Source organism: Bacillus sp. DWP3-1, from assembly GCF_049896565.1.
Classification (GTDB): Bacteria; Bacillota; Bacilli; order Bacillales; family Bacillaceae; genus Bacillus.
This window is the reverse complement of sequence record NZ_JAFCUN010000002.1, coordinates 164304-176853: the sequence shown is the minus strand read 5'-3', so window position 1 is coordinate 176853 and position 12550 is coordinate 164304. Positions and strand designations below refer to the sequence as shown.

10 protein-coding genes are annotated in these 12550 nt (G+C 41.6%); 1 reads left to right on the top strand and 9 read right to left on the bottom strand.

Features of this window, described 5'->3' with window-relative positions; translation table 11 throughout:
• Positions 1-128: 128 nt before the first annotated feature.
• From mutM to ACP7A0_RS06250, 8 genes are all read right to left on the bottom strand, one after another.
• A complete protein-coding gene (mutM, locus tag ACP7A0_RS06285) occupies positions 129-962 on the bottom strand; it encodes a DNA-formamidopyrimidine glycosylase (RefSeq protein ID WP_106031193.1) in 834 nt (277 codons plus the stop codon).
• Between the two features lie 28 nt (positions 963-990).
• Positions 991-3630 (bottom strand): DNA polymerase I, encoded by a 2640-nt coding sequence (gene polA / locus ACP7A0_RS06280; RefSeq protein ID WP_095285560.1) that lies wholly within the window; start codon positions 3628-3630, stop codon positions 991-993.
• A gap of 255 nt (positions 3631-3885) precedes the next feature.
• Positions 3886-5628, bottom strand: coding sequence for a two-component system histidine kinase PnpS (gene pnpS, locus ACP7A0_RS06275; protein ID WP_426004587.1), 1743 nt, complete (start codon positions 5626-5628; stop codon positions 3886-3888).
• Positions 5621-6349 (bottom strand): response regulator transcription factor, encoded by a 729-nt coding sequence (locus tag ACP7A0_RS06270; RefSeq protein ID WP_012010858.1) that lies wholly within the window; start codon positions 6347-6349, stop codon positions 5621-5623. Before ACP7A0_RS06270 ends, pnpS begins: the two co-directional genes overlap by 8 nt.
• A 186-nt stretch (positions 6350-6535) precedes the next feature.
• Positions 6536-7474, bottom strand: a complete 939-nt coding sequence (mdh, locus tag ACP7A0_RS06265) for a malate dehydrogenase (protein WP_034661844.1) — start codon at positions 7472-7474, stop codon at positions 6536-6538.
• 34 nt (positions 7475-7508) lie between these two features.
• Positions 7509-8780 (bottom strand): NADP-dependent isocitrate dehydrogenase, encoded by a 1272-nt coding sequence (gene icd / locus ACP7A0_RS06260; RefSeq protein WP_008346060.1) that lies wholly within the window; start codon positions 8778-8780, stop codon positions 7509-7511.
• Between the two features lie 149 nt (positions 8781-8929).
• The gene (gene citZ / locus ACP7A0_RS06255; protein WP_034661848.1) at positions 8930-10048 is read right to left on the bottom strand and encodes a citrate synthase; all 1119 of its coding nucleotides are present in this window, start codon (positions 10046-10048) and stop codon (positions 8930-8932) included.
• Positions 10049-10423: 375 nt separating this feature from the next.
• The gene (locus ACP7A0_RS06250; RefSeq protein ID WP_375566111.1) at positions 10424-10888 is read right to left on the bottom strand and encodes a DUF441 domain-containing protein; all 465 of its coding nucleotides are present in this window, start codon (positions 10886-10888) and stop codon (positions 10424-10426) included.
• 100 nt (positions 10889-10988) lie between these two features.
• Between ACP7A0_RS06250 and ytvI the strand changes: the two genes are divergently transcribed.
• Positions 10989-12107: a sporulation integral membrane protein YtvI gene (ytvI, locus tag ACP7A0_RS06245; RefSeq protein ID WP_375566113.1), complete on the top strand. Its 1119-nt coding sequence runs from the start codon at positions 10989-10991 to the stop codon at positions 12105-12107.
• 25 nt (positions 12108-12132) lie between these two features.
• On the opposite strand, the gene ACP7A0_RS06240 is transcribed toward ytvI, so the two are convergent.
• Positions 12133-12522 (bottom strand): FxsA family protein, encoded by a 390-nt coding sequence (locus tag ACP7A0_RS06240; RefSeq protein WP_034661850.1) that lies wholly within the window; start codon positions 12520-12522, stop codon positions 12133-12135.
• Positions 12523-12550 lie beyond the last annotated feature (28 nt).

The following is a 12550-nucleotide window of genomic DNA, read 5'->3' as shown; positions in this document are numbered from 1 at the left end:
TAGGCGTCCTTAGACTCTTCTTCACTATATGAAGAGCAGGTGGGCTGTGTGTCAGTCTACACCTTGCTGAAAAATGAATGTTTTTTATCGTATGCATAGCAAAAAGGAAGCATGCTCATGGCTAAACTTTATTGAGGACGTTTTTGGCAGGTCACACAAAAGTGCGTGCCGCGCCCTCCGACCACTGTTTTCTCGATGATGCTTCCGCATGTTTGGCAAGGCTCTCCCCGCCGGTCATATACAAGAAGCTGCAACTGAAATGTTCCAATATCTCCTTGTGAGTTGATATAAGAACGAATCGTGCTTCCTCCCGCATCTACCGCTACTTGAAGCGTATCGATGATCTGTTTGTGAAGCACTTTGCAGGATTCCTGGCTGAGCTGATTCGCTTTCGTTTCTGGATGAATACCTGATTTAAACAGGACCTCATCTACGTAAATGTTACCAAGTCCTACGACAATCTTTTGATCAAGCAGTGCTGTTTTAACCACGCGGGTTGTTTTTTTCAATTGCTCCCATAAATACTCAGGAGTGAACTGTTCATCAAATGGTTCATATCCCAGCTGAGAAAGCGGGAGTTCCTTTTCCTCTTCACCCGGCTGAAATAAATGCATCGTGCCAAATTTACGCACATCATGGTACCGAAGCTCAGTACCATCTGTAAACGTAAAGACGACGTGTACGTGTTTATCATAAGGCTCATGCGCTTCATGTACACGGTATTTCCCTTCCATCCTTAAATGGGAGACCATCACATAATGGTCTAAATGAAAGAGGAGGAACTTCCCTCTTCTTTCAATGGTTTGTATGGTTTCTCCTACCATTCTTCTTGCGAACTCTTCCGGCTCCCCAGGACGTTTGATGATGTTTGGCCATTTGATATCGACCGTTTCAATCGTCTTTCCTTCGACTAACCGCTTGAGAGTGCGCCGGACGGTTTCAACTTCTGGTAATTCCGGCATGCTCCTCGCTCCTTTTTCTCTCTATTATTTATTTCGCATCGTACCAAGATGGACCTGAAGCAAAATCAACTTTTAGCGGCACATCAAGCTGAAGTGCGTTTTCCATGACTTCAGGAACAATCTTTTCAAGGATGGCGATTTCTTCTTTCGGCGCTTCGAAGATCAATTCATCGTGCACCTGTAATAAAAGATTTGCCTGCAGGTTTTCTTCTTTGAGCCTTCGCGCCATATCAATCATCGCTTTTTTAATAATATCAGCTGCACTGCCTTGGATCGGTGTGTTCATGGCTGTTCGTTCTGCAAAGCTTTTGATATTAAAATTACGGCTTGTGATATCCGGGATATACCGTCTGCGTTTGAGAAGCGTCGTGACGTAGCCTTTTTGTTTCGCTTCCTGGACGATTTCTTCCATATAGGTTTTCACGCCTTTAAAGCTTGTTAAATAGCGCTCGATAAATGCGGCTGCTTCTTTTCTTGTGATCCCAAGGTTTTGAGAAAGTCCATAATCGCTGATTCCATATACAATACCGAAGTTTACCGCCTTGGCTTGTCTTCTCATAGCGGAAGTCACTTCTTCTTCTGAGACATGGAACACGTCCATCGCTGTTTTCGTGTGAATGTCCATGTCTTGCGTAAACGCTTCGATCAAATTCTCATCTTGTGAAATATGAGCGAGTACACGCAGCTCGATTTGTGAATAGTCAGCTGCAAACATGAGCCAGCCTTCTTTTGAAGGAACGAATGCTTGACGAATCTTCCGTCCTTCTTCTAAACGAATCGGGATGTTTTGAAGGTTTGGATCTGTTGAGCTTAATCTTCCTGTTTGGGTGAGTGCTTGATTAAACCTTGTATGCACTTTATGAGTATCCTTACGCGTTACTTTCATTAACCCTTCCACATAGGTCGATTGCAGCTTTCCAATTTGCCTGTAGTGCAGAATGGATCGAATGATTTCATGCTTATCTTCAAGCTTTTCAAGCACATCTGCAGACGTCGAGTAGCCTGTTTTTGTCTTCTTGATAATCGGCAGACCTAATTTTTCAAATAGGATGACGCCAAGCTGTTTAGGAGAATTGATGTTAAACGTTTCTCCTGCTAAGCGGTGAATGGTTTCTTCATATTCTTTGAGTTTTTTCGTTAATTCTTCACCCATTTTCTCTAGGCGCTCTATATCTACCTTTACTCCAAGAGATTCCATTTCACCTAAGATGAGTGCTAGCGGCAGCTCTAAATCTTCATATAGTTCATGCTGATCATTTTTTTCTAATGCTTCTAATGTTAAATCATGCAAGGCTGAGATCGCCGCTGCTTTTCGTCCAAGATGTTCTTTCAGTTCATCTTCAGGTGGAATCGCCTGCTTTGCTCCTTTTCCGTATACTTTTTCATCAGAAAGAGCGATATTCAGACCATATTCCTTCGCTACACTCGCGACGTCTTCGTATGATTTCTGCGGGTTGACGACATAGGAAGCGAGCAGAACATCATTATCAACACCTTTTAGATCGACATCATGCCATCTCAGGGCGACAACTGCTCTTTTTGAATCAAAGACCCATTTTTTCTTCGTTTCATCCTGTACCCATTCTTTAAATGCTTCTGATTGAAGCGCATCTTCTTTCGTGATAAAAAACGCACCATTTTCATTATGGATCGCAAAACCGATCAAATCCGCTTCGTGATAATTATCTCCAAGCTGTTCTACCACAAGGGCTGCATGATCTGTCAGCATGTCGTCCCCTGCAGCTGTCATTTTTTTCACTTCTAATGCATCTACTTCGACCTGTTCATCTGTTTCTGGTGCTTCTCCAAGACGCTCTAGCAGCGTTTGAAAGCCTAGTTCTTTATAAAGAGAGATCACTTGATCCATGTGAGGGCCTTCGTATGCGAGATCTTTGCTTGACACATCAATAGGTGCTTCTACAAGAATCGTCGCCAGCTCTTTACTCATGACTGCTTGTTCTTTATATTCTTCAAGTTTTTCTTTTAGCTTTTTCCCGCTCACTTCATCAATATGTTCAAGCAGGTTCTCAACTGTTTCAAACTGCTTTAACAATTTAATCGCTGTTTTTTCGCCTACACCTGGGACGCCTGGGATATTATCTGAGGAATCTCCCATCAACCCTTTCATATCAATGATTTGATCTGGTCGCAGGCCATATTTTTCTTCAATATGAGCAGGTGTGTAATATTCTACTTCTGTGATGCCTTTTTTCGTAATAGCCACTGTCGTATGATCTGTTGAGAGCTGTGTTAAGTCCTTATCTCCTGAGAAGATTTTGACTTCAAAGCCGTCTTTTTCTGCCTCGACAGCCAATGTACCGATAATATCATCTGCTTCATATTGAGGAAGCTCGTACCTTTTCACCTGATAGGCATCTAATAGTTCACGGATGAACGGCATTTGTTCTGATAGCTCTGGCGGAGTTTTTTGTCTTCCACCTTTATATTCTTTAAATGTCTCGTGGCGGAATGTTGTTTTTCCCGCATCAAATGCGACGAGCATATGGGTAGGCTTCTCGTCCTCCAGCATCTTCATTAAGATCATCGCAAAGCCATAAATAGCATTTGTATGTACGCCTTTATCATTTGATAATAGCGGCAAAGCAAAGAAGGCTCGATATGCGAGGCTGTTTCCATCCACTAACACTAATTTCTTTTTGTCTGTCATGTTTTAATCCTCCATCGGCTGAGCCATCTCAGCCGTCTCTTTCACACATTGTATCTTCATTTTATCAAAGTTTATTTTGAAAAGAAAATAGTCGAGCCTGCACAAAAAAGGGACGAAAACAACAAGTGTTTTCGTCCTTCCAAAATTGGCTCCTTGGATGAAGGGGTTCCTATTCATCCTATCAATGAATGTTTAACAAAACATGAATTCATTGTAAAGATCATGTAAATTTTAACGTGACTTTCCTTTTTTTCTCTAAGTCGATTTCAGGCTCACTGTAAAAGTCGTTCCTTTGCCTTGTTTGCTGTGGACAGAAATCGTTCCTTCATGCGCTTCCACAAGGTGTTTGACAATGGCAAGACCAAGACCTGTACCGCCTGAATTCCTGCTTCTATCTTTATCAATTCGATAAAATCTCTCAAATATTCTTGGAATCTCGCTTTTCTTCATGCCGATTCCTGTATCTGCTACATCAAATTCATAGGCACCTTTCCGCGGTCTTGCTGAGATGGTAACACTTCCTCCCTCTGGTGTATAGGTCAGGGCATTATTGACGAGATTGAGGAAGATTTGCTTTAACCTTAGCGGGTCTGCCATAACATAGACCGGTTCTTTCGGGACACGCACTTGTAATTGAATACCTTTTTCTGCTGCCTTTTGTTTTAACAGCACTTCAATCTCTTGAATGATTTCTGTCGCATTGGCTTCTTGAATATTCAGCTTGAAGTGCTGCTGTTCAATTTTAGAAAGATCAAGTAAGTCTTGAATCAGCGTTTCTAGACGGACACTCTCTTTTAAAATGATAGAAAGGAATTCTGTCAGTGCTTCTTTGTCATCAATCGCACCATCAAGAAGGGTTTCAGAAAATCCTTTAATCGACGTAATCGGTGTTTTTAATTCGTGAGACACATTGGCGACAAAGTCTTTTCGCATCTGCTCCAGCTGCTTTGTTTCTGTCACGTCATGAAACACAAGGACAATTCCTTTCCATTCATCGTCTGTACTTAAAATGGGTACACCATCCACTTGGAAGTAGCGGCGTTCAATGTCAACGGCTAGACGTAAAAACTTCCGCACCTTCGTTTCTGTCATGAAAATTTCGTCAATTAATTCGATAATCTCTTCATGTGTAAACGCTTCGTGATACAACTTGTGCATGTAAATATGCTTTTGGACTTTAAACTGCTTGCGGAAGGTTCGATTGACTAGGTGGATATAACCCATCTTATCAATCAAAATAATCCCCGCTCCAATATTTTCAATGACCGTTTGCAGCCGGTCTCTCTGCATTTCACCGGCACTTGTCATTTCTTGAAGACTTCCTGCCAAACGCTTCATGGAAGTATTCAGTTCACTTGTTTCAATCATCAACTCTTCATAGTTATTCGTATCATAGTTCCCGCGTTCCAGCTGTTTGGCTACCTTTGTAGCATAATCAATTGGTTTCACATATTTCATCGACATGCGGAACCCAAAGAAAACGATGATGATAATCGCCGAGCCAAGACAAAAGGCTAATGCAAGCCAGAGCTGGCCGTCAATTTCATTTAAAGGCTCGTATGACGCATGGAGAAATAAATAACCCGCTGGTTCGTTTTGTTTCAGGATCGGGACAGCATAATGAAACAGCGCATCCTTCTCATCGTCAATGACGACCCCTTTTGTTTGGAAACGTTCATTGTTCAGCGTGTTTCGAATGATGGCCCTTTGTTCTGCTTGACCCGTTGTATGTATGATATTCCCCTTCAGGTCCACAATCGACGCATTCATATCAAAATGCTGCTTTGCCTGATGTAGGACCTCCTTGTTTTGCTTCGCCTTCAGATCGTCACCATTCATGGAAGACAGGAGGAAGCTCGATTCCTTTTCCATTCGTTCCGTTAATTTGGTTTCATAGAAAACATGGAACATGTGGTCCAAGAAAAGACCAAGTGCCACAAACACAATAAAAAGGAGAAAAATGAGTCCCGAAAACAGACGGGTTCTAATTTTACTCATTTGGCTTTGGCTCCTCCAATTTGTAGCCTAAGCCGCGAATCGTTTTAATGTATGTTGGTTTTTTCGTGTTCTTTTCAATTTTGTCCCGCAAGTGGCTAATATGGACATCCACAATACGAGTGTCACCTGCAAAGTCATAATTCCAAACGGCACTTAACAATAAATCACGCGTGAGGACACGTCCTTTATGCTTCGCCAAATAAAGCAGCAGTTCAAACTCTTTTGGTGTGAGCTCTAGACGTTCTTCCTGGAAATAGACTTCGTAGTGTTCTGGTAAAATGCGCAGTTCACCAATTTTGATTTGGTCTGCAATGATCTCTTCCTTCTCCTCTTGCGTGGGGGCAGGCTGAGATTGCTGTGCTCTTCTCAAGATGGCTTTTACCCGAGCACCCACTTCTCTAGGACTGAATGGCTTTGTCATGTAATCATCGGCTCCAAGCTCAAGGCCTAGCACCTTATCAAATTCATCGTCCTTTGCTGTCAGCATTAAAATAGGGAACATCATTTTTTGAATTCTCAGTTGTTTGCACACTTCAATGCCGTCCATCTTCGGAAGCATTAAATCTAATACAATGAGATCAGGCTGTTCACTTGCTGCTTTTTCAAGCGCTTCTTCCCCGTCTCTTGCTGTGACGACATCATAGCCCGCTCTTTCAAGGTTATAGCTTAGAAGTGTTACAATCGATTCTTCATCATCCACAACTAATATTTTTTTATTCATGTTGTGCCTCCAATTAGTGATTTCCCCTGCATCCGTTTTTTGTATCTTATGTGAAAAGCGAGAAGTCATGCTTTCTCTTTCATTTTAACGAAAGCTTAACAAGAGGACAATTTAAAATTTCGACAAGATTTGTTTTGTAAACAAAAAGAAGACTCCTCATGAGAGAAGCCTTCTTTTTTATTCATATTAAGACAATACTTTCATGACATTCTTAACAGATTCAACAGAACGGTCAAGCTGACTTCTTTCTTCTTCTGTCAGCTCAAGCTCGATGATCTTCTCAAGACCGTTGCCACCTACGATTGTTGGTACACCTAGGTAAATGCCTTCGTAGCCATATTCACCTTCAAGGTAAGCAATCGTCGGCATGACGCGGCGCTGATCTTTAAGGATCGCCTCAACCATTTCGACTAGTGAAGCAGCAGGAGCATAATATGCACTACCGTTACCTAATAGGTTCACGATTTCGCCGCCGCCTTTTCTTGTTCTTTCAACAATTGCATCAATTCGATCTTTTGGAATCAATGTTTCAAGCGGGATACCGCCTGCATAAGAGTAACGAACAAGAGGAACCATGTCATCGCCATGTCCACCAAGTACAAAGCCCGTCACATCTTTAACAGATAGGTTTAATTCTTGAGCAACAAACGTACGGAAACGTGCTGTATCAAGAATGCCCGATTGTCCAATGACTTTTTCTTTTGGTAATCCTGATTCTTTATAAACTGCATACGTCATTGCATCAACAGGGTTTGTTAACACAACAATGATGGCTTCTGGAGAATATTTAACGATTTCGCGTGTCACACTGCGCATGATTTTTTCATTTGTTGACACGAGATCGTCACGGCTCATTCCCGGCTTTCTTGCAATTCCCGCCGTAATGACCACGACATCAGAACCGGCTGTATCTTCGTAGTTAGAAGTTCCTGTAATGTTTGCATCGAAGCCTTGAACAGGACTTGCTTCCAGCATATCAAGTGCTTTCCCTTTTGTTGGGTTCTCAAGCTGCGGGATATCGACTAATACGACGTCCGCTAATTCTTTTTGAGCCGTTAGAAATGCTGTAGTTGCTCCAGTAAAGCCTGCTCCGATGACAGATACTTTTTTACGCTTGTTTGCCATTTCCTTTTTCCCCTTTAACTTTAAAGTTTAAGAATCAAGACAAGTTTTTGATGAGCTCGTCAGCAAACTCAGAACATTTCACTTCTGTTGCGCCATCCATTAATCTAGCAAAATCGTAAGTGACGACTTTTGATGCAATTGTTTTTTCAACAGATTGAATCACTAGATCAGCTGCTTCCTGCCAGCCAAGGTGCTCAAGTAAAAGCACGCCTGATAGAAGAACAGAAGATGGATTCACTTTATCAAGACCAGCATATTTAGGTGCTGTTCCGTGAGTCGCTTCAAAAATAGCGTGTCCTGTTTCGTAGTTGATGTTCGCACCTGGTGCGATACCAATTCCACCAACTTGTGCTGCAAGAGCATCAGAGATGTAATCTCCGTTTAAGTTCATTGTTGCCACAACATCGAACTCAGCTGGACGAGTTAGGATTTGTTGAAGGAAAATATCTGCAATGCTGTCTTTGACAATAATTTTGCCAGCAGCTTCTGCTTCACTTTGCGCTTTGTTTGCCGCATCTTTTCCATCTTGTTCTACAATACGATCATATTGTGCCCATGTAAAGACCTTGTCTCCAAACTCTTTTTCAGCCACTTCGTAGCCCCAGTTTTTGAAGGCACCTTCTGTAAATTTCATGATGTTTCCTTTGTGAACAAGCGTCACAGACTTACGGCCTTGGTCGATTGCATATTGGATAGCCGCTCTGACAAGGCGAGAAGTTCCTTCTTCAGAAACTGGCTTGATTCCGATACCTGACGTTTCTGGGAAACGGATTTTGTTTACACCTAATTCGTTTTTCAAGAAGTCAATTAACTTCTTCACTTCGTCTGATCCTTTTGCATACTCGATACCAGCATAGATATCTTCTGTGTTCTCACGGAAGATGACCATATCTGTGTCTTCTGGACGTTTCACAGGAGACGGTACGCCTTGGAACCAGCGAACTGGACGTAAGCATGTGAATAGATCAAGCTCTTGTCTAAGTGCCACGTTTAATGAACGGATTCCTCCGCCGATTGGTGTTGTCAGTGGTCCTTTGATCGCGATTAAGTATTCACGAATGTCTTCAAGTGTTTGCTCAGGAAGCCATTCTCCAGTTTTATTGTAAGCTTTCTCACCTGCATATACTTCTTTCCAAGTGATTTGTTTTTCACCTTTATATGCTTTTTCTACAGCTGCTTCAAGTACTCTTGATGCTGCTTTCCAAATGTCAGGACCGATTCCGTCCCCTTCGATAAACGGGATAATTGGATTATTTGGTACATTCAATACGCCGCCAGTAACTGTAATTTTTTCGCCTTGTGACAATGATATTACCTCCCAGGTTATGTAGTGAATATTTGAAACTTCTTGGCTTGATGTCTGCAAGCGAAGAAGTTTTTCACGTGATTCGTTTTTTGTTGATATAGAGGCTGATTGGCCTTCCTGAGGATCAGCCCCCGCTTATTCTATAAACATTAGTCTCTTTCACTGATCGGAACAAAGGTTTGAAGATCAGGTCCAATGTAGTCAGCTCTTGGACGGATGAGACGGTTGTTGTCATACTGCTCTAGAATGTGAGCAATCCATCCAGAGAATCGGCTGATCACGAAAATTGGTGTAAACAAGTCATGATCAATCCCAAGACTGTGATATACAGATGCAGAATAAAAATCAACATTTGGTGGAAGATTTTTCTCTGATGTCACGATTTCCTCTGCGCGAACAGACATTTCATACCATTTCGGCTCGCCAGTGAGGTTTGTTAAACGCTGGCTCATTTCTTTTAGATGCTTTGCACGCGGGTCACCTTGACGGTATACGCGGTGGCCAAAGCCCATAATTTTTTCTTTCTTCTCTAGCTTACCATGAATATAGGAATCTACGTTTTCAACTTCGCCAATTTCTGAAAGCATCTTCATCACGCCTTCGTTGGCTCCGCCATGAAGTGGTCCTTTCAGCGCACCGATAGCCGCTGTTACACCAGAGTAGATATCTGATAGTGTAGCAACACATACACGTGCTGTAAATGTCGATGCGTTTAATTCATGATCCGCATGTAGAATGAGTGCCTTATCAATTGCCTCAATTTCTACTGGTGACGGCTCTTCGCCATTTAGCATATACAAGAAGTTCGCAGCATAGCTGTATTCTTCTTTTGGCTGTACAGGCTCAAGTCCCTTTCGAATGCGTGAAAACGTAGCGACTAGTCCAGAAATTTTCGCCTGTAAACGAATGGCTTTTCTGTAATTCGCTTCTTTGTCCATAATCTCTGATTCGTCATCGAGTAAACCTAGTAAGGATACCGCTGTACGAATCGCAGACATTGGATGAACCCCGTCCAGCGAATACGATTTAAAGTGCTCAATGATTTCTTGCGGAATGTGAGCATTTTCATTGAGCTGCTGTTTTAACTCACTCAGCTCTTGCTCATTCGGCAGCTTTAAGTGCCATAACAGGTAGACAATTTCTTCGAATGTAGCTTTTTCAGTTAAATCATCGATATTGTACCCTACATAAGTAAGAGTATCATCAATAATTGAGCTTACGGATGAAGTTGTTGCCACAATACCTTCAAGACCTCTTGTTGCTGTCATGTTCAATCTCCCCTTTTTAAAAAGATTCCCCTTCGTTGCAGAATTCTCGCTTTTTGAAAGCGCTATCCAATCCGAATAAGACGGCAGGTTCAGAAAAGAAAATGCTTACATTTACCTATACGGTTAGAGCGCTTTTAGCCTCATATCTCTTGTGTGATCAATGAGTTCAAAATTAAGCCTATTCCCATTATAAACAATAATCAGACATTTGTTAAATGTTTAACTATAATTTTTTTTGATATTTTTTTTTCCAGTCTTCCATATAAGGCATGGAATAAAGGGATTTTGCTTCTTTTATTATATTTAATTATGTTTTTTTGCAAAAGCTCACGCAAGAAAAAAATAAAAAAGAAAGTGGCATGAACCACTCTCTTTTCAACCGCTGAAAAATTTCACAGTCTGCATCGCCAAATAAGCAATTCCTGCTCCGATCAGCGGACCGACAGCCACACCTTTAAATAAGCTGACTGCCAAAATTGTCCCGAACACAAGCGCTGCCGTGATATGCGGATCATTTTCGAGTAGCACAATACCGTTTTTTGCGATTAATGCTACTAATATACCCGCCCCAAGTGCAATCCAAGCATAAGAAGATTTCATGGCTTCTCCAAGCTGCTTAAATCCAATGTCACCTGTTGCAATAGGAACAAGCACAGCAATTGTAATGACGGTGACACCCCAATTGATGCCTTTTGATTGGAGAACCGGGAAAATTTTTTGATCCAAACCAATCAGCTTAATCGCAATCAGCACAGAAACCGCTAAAATTAATGAATTGTTCTTTGCAATAAGTGCAATAACGAGTAAAAGAACCAAAAATAAATTTGCTTGAGTAAACATACGCCGCCCCTTCCTTTCTTTTTATTGCGACCTTTTCATATTACTAATCTTTTTGAATAAAATGAAGTATCGGACATGCTTGTTTTTTGGAGGGGATTGTGTGAATCACACCTATATGGCCATTTTTCTGCGAAGTTTGATGATGATCAGCATTGCTGTATTTGCGGTTGTCTTTTTATATCAGTCTTTTCCTTTTTTATATCCTTTTTGGATTGCACTTATTGTATCCTGCCTGATTCATCCTGTCGTATGCAAAATAGAAGAGATCACCGGAATGCCGAGAGGAATTGTAGTAGTCATTGTACTACTGCTCTTTTTAGTGGCAGCAGCCGGTTTCATCACACTCTTAGTAGCAGAAATTATTTCAGGAAGTGCTTATTTAGCAAAGGTTCTGCCTGGACACCTTGATCAAATGATTGGTATTGTCGAACGGTTTTTTACAGATAAGATTCTGCCTTTGTACCATGATGTCACCGCCCAATTTAATACGCTTCAAGCAGGTCAAAAGGAATCGATTTTAGGACAAATCCAAGCGCTAGGCGATGAAGCTGCCGCAAAAATAGGGACTTTTCTTTCAAAAACGCTCGAGCTTATCCCGGCTTTTTTAGGTCTTTTGCCTGATGCAGCCGCAACCCTTTTGTTTTCTGCACTGGCGACTTTTTTTATCACGAAAGATTGGTTTACGTTAAAAAAATATGGCTCTCGTATCTTTCCCGCAAAATGGAGGCAGCATACACGCGCCATTTTATCTGAAATCAAAAAAGCCATTACCGGTTTTATGAAGGCGCAGCTTCTGCTTGTTGCTATGACCATCGGCCTCGTCGTCATTGGGCTGATCATCTTAAAAGTCGAGCATGCCTTTGTCATTGCTTTATGTATTGGGTTTGTCGATTTACTTCCTTATATCGGGAGCGGTACTGTTTTTCTGCCTTGGATCATTTACTCCGCTATGACAGGAAACCTTTCACTCGCTATCGGGCTCGGCATTTTGTATATTGTCGTGCTCATTCAAAGACAAATTTCAGAGCCAAAAGTCTTAAGCAAGTCCATTGGGCTTAATCCTTTAGCAACGCTTGTGGCATTATTTGTCGGGTTAAAATGCTTTGGTTTTCTTGGACTTGTCATTGGTCCTGCTTCCCTTGTCGTGTGGCAGGCATTTCGTAATGCAGGTGTTTTTAGAGATATCTATCAATACATTCGGTACGGCATGCAAAAGTAAAAGAGACCTTGAGCTCAAGGTCTCTTTAGCGAATAATCGTATAGCGATTGCGATTAGACATGTTTCTAAGCCAGCGTTCAAAGAGCGGCTTGATTTGCTTTCTCGTCATCGGAATGAGTAGCAGCGCACCAATGATATCCGATAAGAAGCCGGGAATGAGCAGCAGCAGACCGCCAATCAGAATGCAAAAACCATCGACAATCGTTACCCCTGGCATTTTGCCATATTGTAAATCTCTCTGCACTTTTTGAAAAGCTTCGATTCCTTGCTTTCTTGCAAAATAAGCACCTAGTGCACTCGTGAGTACGATCATCAGCATCGTTGGCAAAATGCCAATGATTTTACTTGATATTAAAAATAAACTGATTTCCAATGCAGGGAACAGAATCAATAATAGTAGCAAATATTTTTTCAACCATATCACCTCATGGGGTATCTTTCAT

Bases quoted from the DNA above. Each gene is read 5' to 3' on its own strand.
- mutM (WP_106031193.1), bottom strand. From the start codon at position 962: ATGCCGGAATTACCAGAAGTTGAAACCGTCCGGCGCACTCTCAAGCGG.
- polA (WP_095285560.1), bottom strand. From the start codon at position 3,630: ATGACAGACAAAAAGAAATTAGTGTTAGTGGATGGAAACAGCCTCGCA.
- pnpS (WP_426004587.1), bottom strand. From the start codon at position 5,628: ATGAGTAAAATTAGAACCCGTCTGTTTTCGGGACTCATTTTTCTCCTT.
- ACP7A0_RS06270 (WP_012010858.1), bottom strand. From the start codon at position 6,349: ATGAATAAAAAAATATTAGTTGTGGATGATGAAGAATCGATTGTAACA.
- mdh (WP_034661844.1), bottom strand. From the start codon at position 7,474: ATGGCAAACAAGCGTAAAAAAGTATCTGTCATCGGAGCAGGCTTTACT.
- citZ (WP_034661848.1), bottom strand. From the start codon at position 10,048: ATGACAGCAACAAGAGGTCTTGAAGGTATTGTGGCAACAACTTCATCC.
- ACP7A0_RS06250 (WP_375566111.1), bottom strand. From the start codon at position 10,888: ATGTTTACTCAAGCAAATTTATTTTTGGTTCTTTTACTCGTTATTGCA.